This is a genomic window from Syntrophorhabdus sp., from assembly GCA_012719415.1.
In the GTDB taxonomy this organism is placed as follows: domain Bacteria; phylum Desulfobacterota; class Syntrophorhabdia; order Syntrophorhabdales; family Syntrophorhabdaceae; genus Delta-02.
The window spans coordinates 1-16,022 of record JAAYAK010000067.1; the positions used below are offsets into that span (position 1 = coordinate 1).

Here is a 16,022-nt window from a genome sequence, read left to right on the forward strand (position 1 = left end):
AGGAGAAAAGAGAGAAAAGATTGCCGCCGGATTTCGAAGCCTACCAAAATCCGGCGGCCTTCTCGTCCCGCCGTTCCGGCGGGAGAGAAAGAAATAGTCCTTTTTATCCTGAAGAAGTTATCCCCTCGCATCCCCCCTGTAGTCATAGGTCCTATGGGTCCTATATGTCCTATAGGTCCCACAACCATCCATACCGTCTCACCCCCTCCAGACTTCCATCCCTCCCCCATAACTCCCACCTGAAAAGAATCCTCTTCTTTTCTCTGCGATCTCTGCGGGCTTGAGAGAGGAGCGAACGCGACGAACGGGCGAGAGGCAAATCTTTTAGATTCTTTCCCGGCTCCTAGGGGATGAAAAAGTTGAGGCCTCCCGATGGCTGGTTGGGGTACAATGGTAGGGTATCGGATGCGATATGAGGAGGGACCTGATGGATAAGGTGGAGATAAGCAGCGATACGATCCTTTACCCCATGCCCTGTTCCATCGTCGGCACGATGGTGGAGAAGAAGCCGAACTATCTCGCCGTGGGATGGTTCAGCATGGTCAATTTCAAGCCGCCCTGCATCGCGATCGCGCTGAACAAGGTCCATTACAGCAATGGCGGGATCAAGGAGAGCGGAGCTTTCAGCGTTAACATCCCGTCCGTGGACATGGTGGAGGTGACGGACTATTGCGGTATCGTGTCAGGCAGGAAATACGACAAGTCGAAGGAGTTCGCGACTTTCTATGGCAAGTCGGGGGCGGCGCCGATGATAACGGAATGCCCCTACAACATAGAGTGCCGGCTCATCAATGTGGTCGACCTGCCAACGAACGAGCTGTTCATCGGGGAGGTGCTGGCCGTGTACAGCGACGAGCGGTACCTGACGGAGGGGGTGCCGGACATGAAGAAGGTGAACCCCCTCATCCTGTCCATGCCGGAGAGAAGCTATCTCGCCCTGGGAGGGCGCGTGGCGTCGGCGTGGGAGACGGGAACGAAGATGATAAAGAGAGGTGATGGGTGATAGGGGAGGCGAAAACCATCTTTCGCGCAAGAGAAAGGTCTTTCCCATGACCCGTAACCTATCACCCATCTCCCGCTTTTTTTCTCTTGTTCTTTCTTGCAAACAAGGGGAATTTGCAGGAAAATGGTTGAAGAAGAAGAAAGTGTGAGCTTCGACAGGAGAATGTCGGGAACACGTATGGGATCGCGTACGGGAAAGGCAAAGAAGCTTGTCAGCGCGGCGCGGGCGGTCAAGGCGGTGACCACTCTCGCCGTCGTTGTCGTCCCCGTCGCTGCTACTGTCGGGGCCATCGTCGGCTATGGCGCGTACACCCTTGTGAAGAAATTGAAACATAGGTCGTGAGTCGTCCCGTTCATCGTGAGGGGACAAGCGACGACAGATGGCAAGAGTCACCCGGATCTCGCGAGAAGGTACAGGCATCGGACGGTGACCAGGTCGCAGGAGGATATATGACCGGAATCCTGGTGGTCGGGCTTCTCTTTGTTGGCGTACCCGTGGTTGTCTTGATCGTGGTGATACGGCTCTTGCGCAGGAACCAGGCGGGGAGCCGGAGGCTCATGGCCATTCCGCCGGGCTGGCACGCGATAGAGGGCAGGGTGATAGGGAGCAAGGTGGAGGAGGCTGCCCGCACCAACCCCGGGGATTGGAGCTTCTACTTCCCCATGGTCCTCTTCGAGTATACCGTGGAGGGACAGAGGTACACCGGCGCCCAGGGTGTGGACCGGGCATACCAGGAGGAGTACAGGGTAAAGAAGGTCCTTGCCGAGTATCCCGTGGGAAACCCGATCACGGTCTATTATGATCCAATAAAGCCCGAGGATGCCAGGCTGCGGATGAGGTCCTGATGACGAGGCCTCCCCTGTAGGTCTTCAGCGCGTCCTCATATCGACACTGGAGGTCATTCATGCTTGCGATAGCGGTGAACGGCAGCCCCCGCAAGGGGGGCAACACGGAGATACTCCTGAAGGAAGTACTGCGCGTCCTCAGGAAGGCCCGGTGGAGAACGGAGTTCATGGAGGTCGGGGGCACCGATATCCGGGGCTGCAGCGCCTGCGGCATGTGCCTTGTCAGGAAAGACCGCCAATGCGCGATCAAGAAGGATGTGTTCAACAAGGTCTTCGCGAAGATGTTGAAGGCGGATGCCATCATCCTCGGCTCACCCGTTTACTTCGGAGGCGTTTGCTCTGACATGAAGGCGCTCGTGGAACGCTCCGGATACGTGGCGCGCGCCAACGGGAACGCCTTCCAGGGAAAGATCGGGGCCGCCGTGGTCGCCCTGCGAAGGGGCGGTGCCATACATGCCTTCGATACCATCAACCACATGTTCCTCATGTCACGCATGATAGTCCCCGGCTCGACCTACTGGAACATGGGATTCGGCCGCGATAAAGGGGAGGTTTCCGCCGATGAGGAAGGACTTGCCAACATGCGCCATCTGGCGGCGGCAATAGACTGGCTCGGAAAGGCGATAAAACCCCATACGGCCCGGTACCCCGAATAGCCGCGCCGGGTAGGCGTGCCCCCGTGACGGGCCCGAAACCCAAAAGAAAGACAGGAATGGAGAACAAGGACCATGGAAGACAGGGTCGCATTCAGATTCGTAGGAAGAAAGGTCATCATGCTCCTTCGGGACAGGGTGTGCGAGACACCGGAAGAGATGATGTCAAGCGAGTTGTTTCTCGCCGTGCTGAAGCGGTTCGTTCAGGACCTGAAGGCGAAACGATCTTCCCTGCTTGAGATCTTCGACAAGGAGATCGACGAAATAGGGGACAAGGATATCCTGGAGCTCGGCCAGGTATTCCAGGTCCTTGTCAAGATGCCGCTCGAGACCGTGCCGAAACTGATGGAGGGATGGGACGACCTGGTCTCCAGACGGTCCCGTTTGCAGACCTTCGTGGAGGGCCTGTACAATTACTGGAGGGAATTCGAGCGCTTCATCATCTGTGATTCCGCCGGGGACCGCCTGGACCGGCGTCCGTACCGGACGTTCGCTTCAACGATCGAGTCATTGACCCATCTCGTGCGGCAGGCTTACCGGGACATGGAGGAGAACATCACCGGTATGCATCCCAATGTCTACCGGCAGGTGCGGGCGGGAGCGGAAGTGGCCGTGATCGCGCTGCCGAAGGACACCGGATTACCCGGGGGGAGCTATCGGAAGCTGCGCGACGTTCCCATGATCCGCCAGATCCTGCTGTACCCGCCGCTCCTTCTGAACCCTCCGATGAACAAGCGGACAGGCAAATTCGAGAGGATACCTCAGAACCCCCTGGAGCTGGTGGAGATCTCACCCGACGAGTGGCTCTGTTACCCCGCCAAGGTCGGTCCGCTCCTCGTTCTCGTGTACGTGCACGAGAAGTTCTATGAGCTTGGTCTGTCGCTGTGCAACCTCTTTGAGCTGGCCGACGACGAGTTCCTCCATCGCCCTGTCGACGCGGTCTACCTTTTCGGGGTGCCTTCCGGCGCCCTCGACGGCCTCGCGTCCATGCCGACCGTCTTCTGCGACGATGAGGAGAACGGCCTTCTTGTAGCCGCCTGCCCGAACGAAGACCAGTTCGGGTACTTCGGATATCTCAAGAAGATGGTGCTGACGCTCCACAACATCAAGGTCATGAAACTGGGCAGGATGCCCTATCATGGGGCGATGGTCAGGATCGTGACGAAAGACGACCGCCCGCTGACGCTTCTGATCATCGGCGACACGGGGGCGGGGAAATCGGAGACGCTCGAGGCGTTCAGGACCATGGGAGAAGACCGTATCGAGGAGATGACCATTATCGCCGATGACATGGGGGCGCTGGACATCGGGCAGGAAGGGGTCATCATCGGCTACGGTACGGAGGTCGGGGCCTTTGTCAGGCTCGATGACCTCCAGCCGGGCTATGCCTTCGGTCAGCTCGACCGCTCGATCATCATGAATCCCAGTCAGGTGAACTCACGGATCGTGCTGCCGGTGACCACGTACGAGAACGTGATGGAAGGCTGTCCCGTTGACATGGTGCTCTACGCGAACAACTACGAGGAGACCGACGAGGAACATCCGATCATCGAAAGGCTTGATGACCCGGAAGGCGCGCTGCACGTGTTCCGGGAGGGAACGGCCATGAGCAAGGGCACCACCACATCGGTCGGCCTGGTGCACACATATTTCGTGAATGTTTTCGGAGCGGTCCAGTACAAGGCACTTCACGACGACATCGCGAGGAGGTTCTTTCAGGCCTTCTTCAGAAAAGGGATATTCGTGGGGCAGCTACGGACGAGGCTGGGAATCCCGGGCTGGGAACGGAAGGGACCGGAACAGGCCGCGCAGGCTTTGCTGGAAATGATCGCGGGGAAATGAGGCCCGCGATCCGGGGAAGCAGGCAGAGATCATGTTGAGGACCGGCCCGTCCTTTTTTTCCGGCGCCTCTGTGTCGACGGAACCGCGGATCTGGGTCCGGTGGCGGAGATTCCGGCGCGTGCCGGTCCGGGGGAACCCGTGCCGGGCCTTTTGCCGTCCGCCGTTCCTTTGTTCGCCTGTTCCGGCTTCACCTGCACCCTGTCGCGTCTCGGCGGCCGCGGCGGTCGTGCGAATTCAACGTCGCGTTTGGGTGCCGGTGTCGTGTAGTCGAAATTCTTCACGACGCGCCGCTCGATCCTGTCGCCGAGCACACGTTCGATGGCCCTGACCTGGGGTTCATCTTCCTTGCAGACAAACGTGAATGCGTCCCCGGTCTTCGCCGCGCGGCCGGTGCGGCCGATGCGGTGGGTGTACGCGTCCGTCGTGTCCGGCATATCGTAGTTGATCACGTGGGATATGTTCGATACATCGATGCCCCGGGCCGCGATATCCGTCGCCACGAGGATCTGGTAGGACCCGTCGCGGAATCCGTCGAGGGCCTCCTGACGTTTGTTCTGCGACAGGTTCCCCTGCAGTGAGGCAGCCCTGTAGCCGGCCTTCTGCAATTCCTGTCCGATGCGTTTCGCGCGGTACTTGGTACGCGTGAAGATGAGGATCGATTCCGTGTCGGTCTGCCGGAGAAGCTCCATGAGCATCGCGGTCTTCAGGTGCTGCTCTACGGGAAAGAGCGCGTGGGACACTGTGTCGGCGGGATTGGTGTGACCGATCTTCACCGTGACGGGGTTGGAAAGCACCTCATCGGTAAGCTTGCGGATGCTCGGGGCCATGGTCGCGGAGAACATGAGCGTCTGCCGTTTTACGGGCAACTGTTTGATGATGCGCCTGATGTCGGGGAGGAAACCCATGTCGAACATTCGGTCCGCCTCATCGATGACGAGGATCTCGAGGCCCTCGAGGTCGATCGTCTTTTGCGCAAGGTGATCGAGGAGACGGCCGGGACAGGCCACGACAATATCGACGCCGGAACGGAGCTTGCTGACCTGCGGGTTAACACCCACTCCGCCGTAGACGGTGCAGCTCTTCAAATGGGTGTTGCGCCCCAGTTCCCCGATGGACACGTGTATCTGTTCCGCCAACTCCCGTGTGGGCGCGACGATGAGGGAGCGCACCCTTCCCCGCGGGCCGGGGAGGAGGTGCTCGAGAATGGGCAGCACGAAGGCTGCCGTCTTGCCCGTCCCGGTCTGAGCAAGGCCCATGACGTCTTTGCCGGCGAGGACCGGCGGGATGGCCTGCACCTGGATGGGAGTGGGGACCTCATAGCCGAGCGCCTTCACGGCGGCGGCGATCTTCGGATGAAGCTTGAATGAATTGAAACCCAAGGGCACCTTCTTTCAAACAAGATTAGAAACCAGCGGAACGAGACGGCCCGATCCGGCAGGAACCGTTCCCGGAAGTCATCGGGCTCGATGAAATTGTCTGTTGTGGGAACGTTACGGACAGAGAATCTTCACGCGGCCAGGGGTCATTACTTCGCGACCCGGTGAACACTATAAGATATAGAGCGGCGCCTGTCAAATCGGCCTCCCTTCGGGCGCCTTTTCTATGAGAAGCAGCTTCCCGGCACGAGAGAGCTTTTTTATCTCCTTCTCTCTTTTCAGGGCATCGGATCTCGTCGGGCAGGGTTCCCTGTAGACGAGACGGACCGGTCGGCGTCCACGTGTGTATTTGGCCCCCCCTTTTCCCGCGGCATGTTCTTCGAGGCGCTTTTCAAGATTGTTTGTCCAGCCGCAATAGAGGGTTCCGTCGGAACACTCCAGCATGTAGACGAATATCGCGGCCGTATCCGCCATGACCCTCATTGCCCGGATGGACCGCCGAGGGCGGCCTTCAGTTCTTCCAGTTCGTCCCAGCGACGATAGGCTGCGTCGAGTTCCTTCTCCAGGGCACCCCAGCGGTCGTTGACGGTCTTTATCCTTTCGAGGTTGCGACCCGCATAGAACTCTGGTGAATTGAGGGTTTCCGTCAATTGTCTCTTTTCCTCTTCCAGGGCCTCTATCAACGGCGGCAGAGATTCAAGCTCCCGGGCCTCTTTGAAGGTCAGCCGTCTCTTCTCCTGCGGAGCTTTCGTTTTCTTCTGCCTTTGTTGTTTCGGCACCGTTTTGTCCGCGGCCGGAGGCGGGTTTGCATGCCTCAACCAGTCGTCGTAGCCGCCAACGTATTCCTTGAGGCTCCCGTTCTCTTCGAAGACGATCGTCGAGGTCACGACATTGTTGAGGAACGCCCTGTCGTGACTTACCATCAGGATGGTGCCGTTGTATTCGAGGAGCTTCTCCTCGAGGAGTTCCAGTGTTTCCGTGTCGAGGTCGTTCGTGGGTTCATCGAGGACGAGGACGTTGGAGGGGATGATGAAGAGCTTTGCCAGAAGCAGACGGTTGCGCTCGCCGCCGGAGAGGGAGCCAACGGGCGACATCGTCCGCTCGGGGGAGAAGAGAAAGTCCTGGAGATATCCCACCACGTGGCGGGAGCCGCTCCCGGCGATGATCATGTCGTTGCCGCCGCCGATGTTCTCTCTGAGCGTCCTCGTCTCATCGAGCTGGGAGCGTAGCTGGTCGAAATAGGCAACGGCGACGTTCGTTCCCAGCTTGACCTTTCCCTCCTGAGGCGCGATGTGACCGAGGAGTATCCTGAGAAGCGTTGTCTTGCCGCACCCGTTGGGACCTATGATGCCCACCCGGTCGCCCCGGATGATGGCGGTGGAGAAACCGCAGATTATCTTCCTGTCCCCCCAGGCGAAGGATACCCCCTTTGCATCCACAACCATCCGGCCGCTTCGCTCGGCCTCCTCGATGGAGAACCGGGACAGGCCCGTTTGCTCCTGGCGCGCCGCCCGTTCATCACGCATCCGCAGGAGTGCCCGGACCCTGCCTTCATCACGGGTCCGGCGGGCCTTGATGCCCTGCCTGATCCACACCTCTTCCCGGGAGAGCTTCCTGTCGAATTCAAACCATTGCTTCTCCTCGGCCTCAAGAAGGGCCTGCCTGCGTTCGAGATACGCCGGGTAATCGCAGGTGTACGATGTCAGGCGACCCCGGTCGATCTCTATGATCCTCGTCGCAAGGCGCCTTAAGAACGCCCGGTCGTGGGTCACGAAGATGAAGGTTTTCCCATATCTCAGGAGGAATTCCTCAAGCCAGAGGATGGTGGTCACATCGAGGTGGTTCGTCGGTTCATCGAGGAGGAGAAGGTCCGGGTCCGCGACGAGGGCTTTTGCCAGGAAAACGCGCCGCTTCATGCCCGCCGAAAGGTTCGTGAAGAACGCATTCTCATCGAGCGCGGTCCGCTCTATCACCGTTTTGATCCTCCGGTGGTAATGCCAGGCGCCCGATGCTTCAATGAGATGCTGCACCTGTTCAAGTTCCTTGAGGAGCCCGTCGTCCTGCCCGCGGGCGATGCGCATCGTGAGGTCGTGGTATTCCCTGAGGAGCCGGACGTGCTCCAAACCGCCCGAGGCGACGACGTCATAAACGGTCCCGGGGAGGTTGACGGGAACATCCTGGGGAAGGAGCGCAACGCGGACATCGCCGCCGTAGACGACTTCTCCCGAATCGGGACGGATCTCGCCGGCTATGAGCTTCATGAAGGTCGACTTGCCCGACCCGTTGCGGCCCACAAGACCTATCCTCTCACCCGATTCGATCTGGATCGTGGCGCAGTCGAAGAGCCGGGGTCCGCCGAAACTCAAAGAAACATCATGCAGGCGCAAAAGTCCCATGTCACCCCGGAGGCCTTCAGTATATCACGATGGAAAACGCGGGCGTACCCTTCCTCACCTGTCCTTCAGCCCGAAGAGGGCGTCGGTGATGATGACAAGGCTCCCAAGCGAGTTGTCAAGGTTTGCCGTCACGGCCACCATTGTCTGAGATTCGGGGAAGTAGGCAAAATAGGAGTTGAACCCCGATATCCCGCCCGTCTTGGCGGGGATCACCGCCTTCTTGCCCCGCACGGAGTCAAGGCTGTAGCCGAAGGTCATGTTAATGGTCGGACCGGGAAGGACGAACTCCGTCCCGCTGGTGAGGCGGGCGGGGGCGAACATCTCCCTCACGGACCTCTCCGTGAGGAGGGCCTTTGCCGTGAAGACCTTCGTGAGCTTGACGAGGTCCGACGCGGTGGAGGTCATGCCGCCGCTGGCATGGGGCAGGACGAGACTCGCGAAGGGGGCGTTCATGAGCTTGCCGGTGAAGACATAGCCCGATGCCCGCTTCGGAATGATGGCGCTCGTGCTGCCGAACATCGTGTGGGCCATTCCCAGGGGTTTCAGGATCCTGTCGCTCAGGAAATCATTGTAGGAGACGCCCGTCACCTTTTCGATGACCACGCCCAGAATGATGCACCCGATATTGCTGTAGACGGCGTTCTGCCCCGGTTCGAAATCGAGGGGCTCATCGGCCATGCGGGCGATGACCTCCCGCGGCGTCCAGTCCCTCATCTGATTGCTCTTGAAGGGTTCCGTCTCCGTCATCTCCCGTATCCCCGAGGTGTGCTGGAGGAGATGCTTCAAGGTGATGTCGTGCCACTGCGGGTACTGGGGGAAGTACTTTGTGATCCTGTCCCTGACGCTGAGCTTCCCCTCCTGCTGAAGCATCAGTATGCCTATGGCCGTGAAGGTCTTGGTGACGGAGCCTATCTGGAAGATGGTGTCCCTTTCCACGGGGATGTTGTATTCCATGTTGGCGATACCGTAGCTTCTCTCGATCGTCCTTCCGGGCATCGATATGGCCAGCGACAGCCCCGGGATGTTCTTCTCCTTCATGATCTTTGTGACCACCTCGTCGATCTTCTCCGGGGCGAGTTCGGGGCTTGCCGCGGGACAGTCGGCGGCGAAAAGCAGGAAAAGGATGGTGGTGATCACCGCGAAGGGGATGATAAGTGCCGGGCTTTTCTTCATAAGCGTTCCTCCGTCTGTGTCTCTCTTTTAAGCGGCGACCACCGCTACTTCTTATGCCTGTCGTAGAATTCCTTTTCAAAGGTCATGACGATGGTCATGCCCATCTCGCTGAAGACATGGACCACGAAGACCCTGCCCGTGTCGTCGTCCTTCCCGAGCAGCCGGTAGGCGGCGTTCTTCTCCTCGAGGAGGGCGAAGCCGTGCTTTTTCAACCTCTCGGCGGCCCCGGCGGTCATCTCCCCCGCGAACATGAAGGACTGGCCGGCAAGACGGTCACCGTCGTAGATGCAGCCCGTTCCCATCATCGGATCGATGCCCTCCATCTTGTATACCTCGGCCTGAAGGCCCGCGCCGACATCGAGCACGTCGTCGGGAGGACCGAGTATGGCGATGACCTCGGATTTCGGCATGAAGACGCTGACCTTGTCGAGGGTATCTATGTCGACGGCCATCACGGACCCGGAAAGCGCGAGGACGAGGGCCACCGCGATCATGACAACATGTGTTTTCTTCATCGATGCATCTCCTTTCATTTCGAGAACAGCGTGTCGAGGGCGTTTATGAGTCCCGCGGGGTTGACGCCGACGCTGACGGATGTGCTCGACTTTTTCGTGACCACCGCCCCGTCAGGTTCCTTGTACGTCCTCGATGACGACGAGGTCTCCCACTTCTTCTCGATGGGTTTGGTCTGGCTCGCCCCGACAGCCGCGCCCGCGATAACACCGGCCTGAATGAGGTCCTTCGTCGCTATGTCGGTGTTTGCTAGAGCAGGCGCCGAAGCGGAGGCGGGAGGCGCGGCGGGATACGGTGTCGCCTGTCCGGGGCGCGCCGCCTGGCCCTGCAAGGGAATGAGGGTCACGGCCACCGACGGCGGCACGAGGACGTAGGCCTCACCCGTTGCTTCCTGGTTGGAGATGGAGTTGAACCCGCTGTTCATCCCCATCCCGGCGTTCTTGAAGAAGAGCCCCGAGTTGACCCCGGACTGGACGGCCTTCATGAGAACCTTGTTCGACTGGTACTGCCTGTTGATGACGATGTCCACCTGCTGGTAGTTCTCCTTGACAAGGGTAAGGATGTGGTCCCTGTTCCTCTCGAGGGAAACGGTGCCGGGGGTCTGGCCCGCCGGTTTCCCATCGGCCAGTATCCTGGCCCCCATGGGGTTCGTGGAAACGGGGACGTCCTGTCTCAAGACGACCGTCTCGCAGCCGCCCCCGAAAAGGACGACAAGACAAAAGACGATCAGAGCATATCTTCCTGTGAGCATTTGCACCTCCGAGAATGACAATGATTTACACGAACGGGGGGAAATGTCAACACTTCCGTCGCGTCCGCTCTTGTTCCAATCCGGGGGACATCGTGTTATTATGACCGTACCGGTCAGGACACGGTGACGCTGGAAAGATCGGGGCGAAGGTGAAGGACCCTATCGCCTGTGCGTCGGTCGCGAAGGCAACTTTCTCATCGGGGCGAACGGGGAGGTTGCGTGAGGAAACGGTTGGAACCGTTGGAATTGTCAGAGCGGTTGGAATGGTTGGGACGGTTCTCCGGGGGAGTTGGATCATCTTCTGTCCTCGTTGTCATACGAGATATGGTGAAGGAGTAACGGTCTGCCGGATCTGTGATGTCGCGCTTGTCGAGGATGCGGTATCGGCCGGTGACGAAGGTGATGTGTATTTTCGTGATGATGACGACCCGCGTCCATCCTTCCCCGCGGGATACGTGTTCCTTGTCGAGGTTGCCGGGGAAGAAGAGTTGGCGGCGGTCCGATCGGTGCTTCTCGACACGGGGATTCCCTTTGTCGTGGAGGGGACCGGGACCGTACCGGGTGATGCCGGGGCGTCCGCTGCCCGCGCGGAGCACGCGCCTGCCAGAGTGGCGGTGCCGGGGGAATACCTGGGGCAGGCGAGGGATGTCCTTGAGGCGCGCATATTCGAGCCGGTATCGGAACTCAGGGTGCGTGCCCTGGAAACGAGGCTCTTCTGCGATATCATATGGTCGGCGGTGTGGTTTGCGGCGGGGTTCGGCATTGCCTGCCTCGTCGTTCCCGGTGACTGGGAGCAGGACCTGAGGCTCCTCTTGTATGCCGTTGCCGGCCTCGTTGCGGTACCAGTTGGGAACACGGTGCTGAGGGCGGGGAGAAAGAGAAGAGACAGATGTCCATGGCTGAATGAGTGACCGGACGGTTTCAAGCCCGGTCTGTCGGATGGTCGCGTGGAACAGGGAGGGCGACGATGCCGTACGTGAATATCAAGATAACGAAAGAAGGGGTCACCGCGGAGCAGAAGGAGAAGCTGATCCAGGGCGTGACGCAGCTCCTCTTCGATGTCCTGGGAAAGAAGCCGCAGACGACCTATGTTATCATCGACGAGGTGGAGACGGACAACTGGGGAGTGGGCGGTGAGACGGTCACGGAAAGGAGAAAGCGCGGGAGCTGATCATTTCAGTTCCCTGAGGCGAAAGACGAGGGTGCTCGCGAAGAGGGTGAGCACGCCAAGGATTGTGATGCCCAGCCTGAAGCTGTAGAGGTCGCCCGAGACCCCGAGAAGCCAGGGCATGACACCGCCCCCCATGAAGAAGCTCGCAGACAGGATAACACCCGTCGCCAGGCCGCGCATCTCCCTCGCGAACGTTCGTGCGATGGCCACAAGCCCCACCGGGAAGAACCCCGTCACGAAGAAAGCCTGGAAGAAGAGAAGGACGCCTGTGTGCCTCACGGGGGACAGGCCGAGAAGGACGGTGAAGACCGAGGTGACGGCGAGGAGAAAGAACATGATCCTCCTGAGGCTGAACCGGTCGACGATGAAACCGCAGGCCACCGCCACGCCGATGGAAACGAGCCGCGATACGCCGAGGATGGTGTTGGCGTAGTCGATCGTCAATCCCAGCTCCTTTGTCAGGTACAGGGGAGTGATCGAATAGATGCCGAGATTGGACCCCGCCCCGAAGACCCAGATGCAGGTCATGAACCAGAGGGAGCGTATCCTGACGATCTCCCTGAACAGGGCCCGCGCGGGATCGTGTATCTTCACCTCGGTGGCGGCGAGACAGAAGACGCCGAGAAAGACGACGAAGGCGCACCCGTAGACGACGAATATCCCCCGCCAGGGAAAGAAGTGGAGGAGAAAGAGGACGACGAGCGGTGTCGCGAAGATGGCGAGAGAGGCCCCCGTATCATGTATGGCGATCGCCTTGCCCCAGTTCTTCTCGGTGTAGTACTCGGTGATGAGGGGGATGGCGGAAGGTATGTACATCCCGTGGGCGAACCCGAGGAAGAAGGCAGCAAAATAAAGGAGATAGAACCTGTGAACGGCGGGGATGAGAAAGGCCAGGCACGCGAGCAGGCCAAGGGAGAGCATGATGGTCCTCTTGTACCCCGCCCTGCCGGAGAACAGTCCGGAGAGGATGACCGAAAGCCCGTACCCCGCGGAAAGGAACGTGAAGATGGCGCTCGCCTTCGCGTGGTTGACGGCGAACTCGTCCTCCACGAGGGGGAGGATCGGGGAGAAGACGATGCGAATGGAAAAGCTGACGAACCAGACAAAAAGCATGAAGAAGAGAAAGGTGAGGGCTTTTCCCCGAAATTCCTCGAACCGTGCCATCACTTCAATGTAACTCAATCGAATACCGTTTCACCAGAAGTTTTGACAGGGAATATCACTGTCCTTGACGGATGCTGGGTTCGGGTATAGGCTTTTTTGTAATGGACCTCAAGAGGCTCCTTGAAACGCACCGGGATGAGGTTGTCAGGGAATGGGTGAGGCGGATCCTCAGCGAGGTGAGCGAACGCTATTCCCGCCGCCCCGTGGAAGAGGTCAGGGGGACGATATCGGAAGCGACGGAGGCGTACTTCGCGGCACTCACCGAAGACGACTTCTCGAAGATGGACAGGTTCATCTCGAAGATCACCGCCATGCGACTCGATGTCGGCTTCACCCTGTCGGAGGTCCAGGGTGCTTTCGAACTCTACAGGACGGTTCTCGTGCCGATCCTCCTCACGGAGCTCGATGCGTCTCTCCTGCCCGACGCGCTCCACAGGTTGAACCATTGCCTTTCCCGTACCATCAGGAGATTCAGCGACCATTTCCAGACCCAGCACGAACAGTCGATACGGGAACATGCCGAGGACCTGAAACGGGTGGTCAGGGACAGGACGAGGGAACTCAAGGAGTCGGAGACGAAATACCGCATGCTCGTGGAGGAGATCAACGACGGGTACTTCCTCAGCAGAGAGGGAAGACTGGTATTCGCGAACAGGGCGTTCTGCGAAATGCACGGCTATTCCGTCGATGAGGTGATCGGCAGGAGCTATATGGATTTTGTCGCCCCCGAGTCCCGTGACCGACTGACAAAGATCCACGAAGAGCGGGCATCGAGAAGCGAAGCCCCTGACCAGTACGTGTACCTGAGGCTCCACAGGGATGGCAGGAAGCTTTACTCGGAGAACAAGGTCAAGGTCATCATATACGAAGGGGAAACGGCGACCGCGGGGATCTGCCGGGACGTTACGGAGAGGGTGGAGCTGGAGAAACAAACCCTCAGGCTCGTGGAGCTCGAGAACGAGAGAAAGACCATCGCCCTGTCGACGCTGCGTCAACTGATGGTTACCCTGTCGCACTATTTCCTGAACGCCAACACCATAATAGGCGGCATGGCAAGGCGCAGCGAGCGGGCCGCGTCCGATGACGAAAGGCAGGCCTCCCTGGAAGCCATACGGGAACAGACGGGCAGGACGGAAGGGGTGATAGCGGCCCTCAAGAGAATGGCTGAGATCAGGACCACGGAGTACACCCCCGAGAGCCACACCCTCATGATAGACCTTACAAGGGAGATCGAGGAAACGCTGGCAAAGACGGAGCAGGATGAGACATAGCGCCGGCTATCTCTCGCAGATGTACCCCTGCCGGTACCAGGAAAGCTCTCCCCACTCAGTGATCACAGGGCCCTCGGAGTAGCTCACCAGTCGAGGGATATAGCCCGCGGGACAACTGCATGTCCCCGTGTGAATGTTGGGCATCTGGCAGTACTCTCTCCTATTCTCATACGTTTGCAGGAAGGACCCGCCTTGCAACCGGCCAGGTGAGGTCTGGCCGGTGTATGCGGAGATGTCCCCGTTCATCTGCGTCGAGTCCGCGGCAATAGATGCTCGGGCGTTGACGCAAAAAAGCCATACCGCTCCCAGGGCGAGGAATGTGAGCAGCGGTCTCAGTCCGCTCATCCTCCCGTTTTGTGACGATCTCCGATCCCTTTGCATGCCTCCTCCTTTTCAGCGTTCACAGTATCGCGATCCGAGAGGAGGTATTACTTTTGGGAAGGAGAAAAAGTCCCGCCCGAAGAGATTCACGTGAAAAAGGGGCCTCACGGCCCCTTGTTCTCATGTTCGTTGGTAACGGACAGGTCTCAGAAGAAATACCAGGCGCCGAACCTGTACATGTCGGCAACGCCCGTGCGGTCCGCATTGCCGGTGCCGACGCTGGCGGCGGGCGTTCCGTACCCGTTGTAACCCGAGAAGTTCCGGATCCACTCGATACCGAACCTGATGGCCTGATTGGCATCCCACAGGAGGTTTGCCGCGTAGGTCTGGGACATGTTGATCCTGTCCCGGGCGGCTGCGGTGTTGCTGCGCCCGTACCCGCTGTAGTTGTACTTCAGATACCCGTACATGCCGTTGAGCGACAGGCGGTTGGTGATCCACCAGGACGCCTGGGTGAAAAGGCCGAAGGCCGTCGGGGCTGCGCGATCTCCGGCTGGTCTCTGATAGCTTCCCTCACTCAAACCTGCCGTACCCAGCCAGTTGTTGCCGGCGATGTCCTGTCCGATGAAGAAATTTCCGTTGAGAAGCACGGACATTGCCTTGTTGCCCTGTCTCTCCGGGACGATGGGTATTGAATACCTGAAGGCGGCTACCCAGGCATTGATCGTATCGTCCCTGTAGTCGTTACCGGTTGCGGTGAGGTACGTCGCGCTCGTGCTGTTGTCCTTTCCGTAGTATCCCCCCAACGCGAACTTCAGGTTGTTGGGGCCGATCTTGCCGCACCGGTCGGTCCAATAGGCGATCTCGCCCTCGAACCCCGGCCAACTGCTCCTGGCGAACCCGTCATTCCAGCCGCGGACGCCGTTGGCGTAGTAGTTATTGGCACCCGACCATTCCGTCGCGGAGGTGAGGCCGAACATTGCATTGAACTCCTTGGTGAAGAAATACCTGAGGGCGATCTGAGGCACCCTGATACCCCTGAGGTACTCCGTCACATCGCCGACGCCCATCCACGCGCCGTAGTAGGGCATACCCCACTGTTGCCAGGCTTGGCCGGCGATCAACTCTGCCGACGGCCAGTTCAACTTCATGAAGGCATGCCTGAGGTTGAAGCCGCCGTACTGGTTGCCCGTCGTCACGCCGCGGAAATCACCTTCGATAAAGGCGCTCGTCTTCGCTCCCCACAGATCGGGACCCTTGACGAGGAAGTTGAAACGGGTCTCGCCGCCGGTCATGAAGGTGTTGCCGTACTCGTCGGCAAGAACCTTGCGGCTCGATGTGCTGCTCCTCGCCGCGGTGCTGGCGTCGGCGTTGCCGTTCTGGGATGTGAAGCCCAGGTCGAACTTCACGTAACCGCCGAATGTGACATCGTACCTGCTCGATACGTTGCCGGCGTTGCCGAGCGCCGGAAGGATCAGAGAGATCGCGAACAAGACCAGCAAACACTTCTTCATTTCATCCTCCTTCGAATATCGTATGGTTC

At 59.3% G+C, this 16,022-nt stretch carries 17 protein-coding genes; 8 read left to right on the forward strand and 9 right to left on the reverse strand.

What is annotated here, in order from left to right; translation table 11 throughout:
- The first annotated feature begins 427 nt into the window (after positions 1–427).
- The 5 genes from GXX82_03890 to GXX82_03910 all read left to right on the forward strand — a co-directional run bounded on the left by GXX82_03890 (position 428) and on the right by GXX82_03910 (position 4,343).
- On the forward strand, positions 428–1,003 hold the full coding sequence (locus GXX82_03890) for a flavin reductase family protein (protein NLT22167.1): 576 nt from the start codon (positions 428–430) through the stop codon (positions 1,001–1,003).
- A gap of 123 nt (positions 1,004–1,126) precedes the next feature.
- Complete coding sequence (locus GXX82_03895) at positions 1,127–1,345, forward strand: hypothetical protein (protein NLT22168.1); 219 nt, start codon at positions 1,127–1,129, stop codon at positions 1,343–1,345.
- A 107-nt stretch (positions 1,346–1,452) separates the two neighbouring features.
- Positions 1,453–1,848 carry a DUF3592 domain-containing protein gene (locus GXX82_03900; protein ID NLT22169.1) on the forward strand — a complete coding sequence of 132 codons (396 nt, stop codon included), beginning with the start codon at positions 1,453–1,455 and terminating at the stop codon, positions 1,846–1,848.
- 59 nt (positions 1,849–1,907) lie between these two features.
- Entirely contained in the window at positions 1,908–2,504 is a 597-nt protein-coding gene (locus GXX82_03905) for a flavodoxin family protein (protein NLT22170.1), read from the forward strand.
- 72 nt (positions 2,505–2,576) lie between these two features.
- On the forward strand, positions 2,577–4,343 hold the full coding sequence (locus GXX82_03910; protein ID NLT22171.1) for a phosphoenolpyruvate carboxykinase: 1,767 nt from the start codon (positions 2,577–2,579) through the stop codon (positions 4,341–4,343).
- A gap of 29 nt (positions 4,344–4,372) precedes the next feature.
- Here the strand turns inward: GXX82_03910 and GXX82_03915 are convergent, their stop codons facing one another.
- From GXX82_03915 to GXX82_03940, 6 genes are all read right to left on the reverse strand, one after another.
- Positions 4,373–5,722, reverse strand: a complete 1,350-nt coding sequence (locus GXX82_03915) for a DEAD/DEAH box helicase (GenBank protein NLT22172.1) — start codon at positions 5,720–5,722, stop codon at positions 4,373–4,375.
- Positions 5,723–5,914: 192 nt separating this feature from the next.
- Positions 5,915–6,163: a GIY-YIG nuclease family protein gene (locus tag GXX82_03920; GenBank protein ID NLT22173.1), complete on the reverse strand. Its 249-nt coding sequence runs from the start codon at positions 6,161–6,163 to the stop codon at positions 5,915–5,917.
- Between the two features lie 35 nt (positions 6,164–6,198).
- On the reverse strand, positions 6,199–8,115 hold the full coding sequence (locus tag GXX82_03925; GenBank protein NLT22174.1) for an ATP-binding cassette domain-containing protein: 1,917 nt from the start codon (positions 8,113–8,115) through the stop codon (positions 6,199–6,201).
- Between the two features lie 54 nt (positions 8,116–8,169).
- Complete coding sequence (locus GXX82_03930) at positions 8,170–9,288, reverse strand: beta-lactamase family protein (GenBank protein NLT22175.1); 1,119 nt, start codon at positions 9,286–9,288, stop codon at positions 8,170–8,172.
- 44 nt (positions 9,289–9,332) lie between these two features.
- Positions 9,333–9,803 (reverse strand): hypothetical protein, encoded by a 471-nt coding sequence (locus tag GXX82_03935; GenBank protein ID NLT22176.1) that lies wholly within the window; start codon positions 9,801–9,803, stop codon positions 9,333–9,335.
- Positions 9,804–9,817: 14 nt separating this feature from the next.
- Positions 9,818–10,552, reverse strand: a complete 735-nt coding sequence (locus GXX82_03940) for a PEGA domain-containing protein (GenBank protein ID NLT22177.1) — start codon at positions 10,550–10,552, stop codon at positions 9,818–9,820.
- Positions 10,553–10,956: 404 nt separating this feature from the next.
- Here GXX82_03940 and GXX82_03945 point away from each other — a divergent pair, with 404 nt between their 5' ends.
- Entirely contained in the window at positions 10,957–11,463 is a 507-nt protein-coding gene (locus tag GXX82_03945) for a hypothetical protein (protein ID NLT22178.1), read from the forward strand.
- Positions 11,464–11,519: 56 nt separating this feature from the next.
- Entirely contained in the window at positions 11,520–11,723 is a 204-nt protein-coding gene (locus tag GXX82_03950; protein ID NLT22179.1) for a 4-oxalocrotonate tautomerase family protein, read from the forward strand.
- On the opposite strand, the gene GXX82_03955 is transcribed toward GXX82_03950, so the two are convergent.
- A complete protein-coding gene (locus GXX82_03955) occupies positions 11,724–12,905 on the reverse strand; it encodes an MFS transporter (GenBank protein NLT22180.1) in 1,182 nt (393 codons plus the stop codon).
- An 83-nt stretch (positions 12,906–12,988) separates the two neighbouring features.
- Here GXX82_03955 and GXX82_03960 point away from each other — a divergent pair, with 83 nt between their 5' ends.
- Positions 12,989–14,158: a PAS domain S-box protein gene (locus GXX82_03960; protein NLT22181.1), complete on the forward strand. Its 1,170-nt coding sequence runs from the start codon at positions 12,989–12,991 to the stop codon at positions 14,156–14,158.
- A 6-nt stretch (positions 14,159–14,164) separates the two neighbouring features.
- Here the strand turns inward: GXX82_03960 and GXX82_03965 are convergent, their stop codons facing one another.
- Positions 14,165–14,539, reverse strand: a complete 375-nt coding sequence (locus GXX82_03965) for a hypothetical protein (GenBank protein ID NLT22182.1) — start codon at positions 14,537–14,539, stop codon at positions 14,165–14,167.
- A gap of 146 nt (positions 14,540–14,685) precedes the next feature.
- Positions 14,686–15,993 carry a hypothetical protein gene (locus GXX82_03970; protein ID NLT22183.1) on the reverse strand — a complete coding sequence of 436 codons (1,308 nt, stop codon included), beginning with the start codon at positions 15,991–15,993 and terminating at the stop codon, positions 14,686–14,688.
- Between the last annotated feature and the right edge of the window lie 29 nt (positions 15,994–16,022).

What these genes read in the sequence shown, in the direction of transcription:
- GXX82_03890 (NLT22167.1), top strand. Translation starts at nt 428, where the DNA reads ATGGATAAGGTGGAGATAAGCAGCGATACGATCCTTTACCCCATGCCC.
- GXX82_03895 (NLT22168.1), top strand. Translation starts at nt 1,127, where the DNA reads ATGGTTGAAGAAGAAGAAAGTGTGAGCTTCGACAGGAGAATGTCGGGA.
- GXX82_03900 (NLT22169.1), top strand. Translation starts at nt 1,453, where the DNA reads ATGACCGGAATCCTGGTGGTCGGGCTTCTCTTTGTTGGCGTACCCGTG.
- GXX82_03905 (NLT22170.1), top strand. Translation starts at nt 1,908, where the DNA reads ATGCTTGCGATAGCGGTGAACGGCAGCCCCCGCAAGGGGGGCAACACG.
- GXX82_03910 (NLT22171.1), top strand. Translation starts at nt 2,577, where the DNA reads ATGGAAGACAGGGTCGCATTCAGATTCGTAGGAAGAAAGGTCATCATG.
- GXX82_03920 (NLT22173.1), bottom strand. Translation starts at nt 6,163, where the DNA reads ATGCTGGAGTGTTCCGACGGAACCCTCTATTGCGGCTGGACAAACAAT.
- GXX82_03925 (NLT22174.1), bottom strand. Translation starts at nt 8,115, where the DNA reads ATGGGACTTTTGCGCCTGCATGATGTTTCTTTGAGTTTCGGCGGACCC.
- GXX82_03930 (NLT22175.1), bottom strand. Translation starts at nt 9,288, where the DNA reads ATGAAGAAAAGCCCGGCACTTATCATCCCCTTCGCGGTGATCACCACC.
- GXX82_03935 (NLT22176.1), bottom strand. Translation starts at nt 9,803, where the DNA reads ATGAAGAAAACACATGTTGTCATGATCGCGGTGGCCCTCGTCCTCGCG.
- GXX82_03940 (NLT22177.1), bottom strand. Translation starts at nt 10,552, where the DNA reads ATGCTCACAGGAAGATATGCTCTGATCGTCTTTTGTCTTGTCGTCCTT.
- GXX82_03950 (NLT22179.1), top strand. Translation starts at nt 11,520, where the DNA reads ATGCCGTACGTGAATATCAAGATAACGAAAGAAGGGGTCACCGCGGAG.
- GXX82_03960 (NLT22181.1), top strand. Translation starts at nt 12,989, where the DNA reads ATGGACCTCAAGAGGCTCCTTGAAACGCACCGGGATGAGGTTGTCAGG.
- GXX82_03965 (NLT22182.1), bottom strand. Translation starts at nt 14,539, where the DNA reads ATGCAAAGGGATCGGAGATCGTCACAAAACGGGAGGATGAGCGGACTG.
- GXX82_03970 (NLT22183.1), bottom strand. Translation starts at nt 15,993, where the DNA reads ATGAAGAAGTGTTTGCTGGTCTTGTTCGCGATCTCTCTGATCCTTCCG.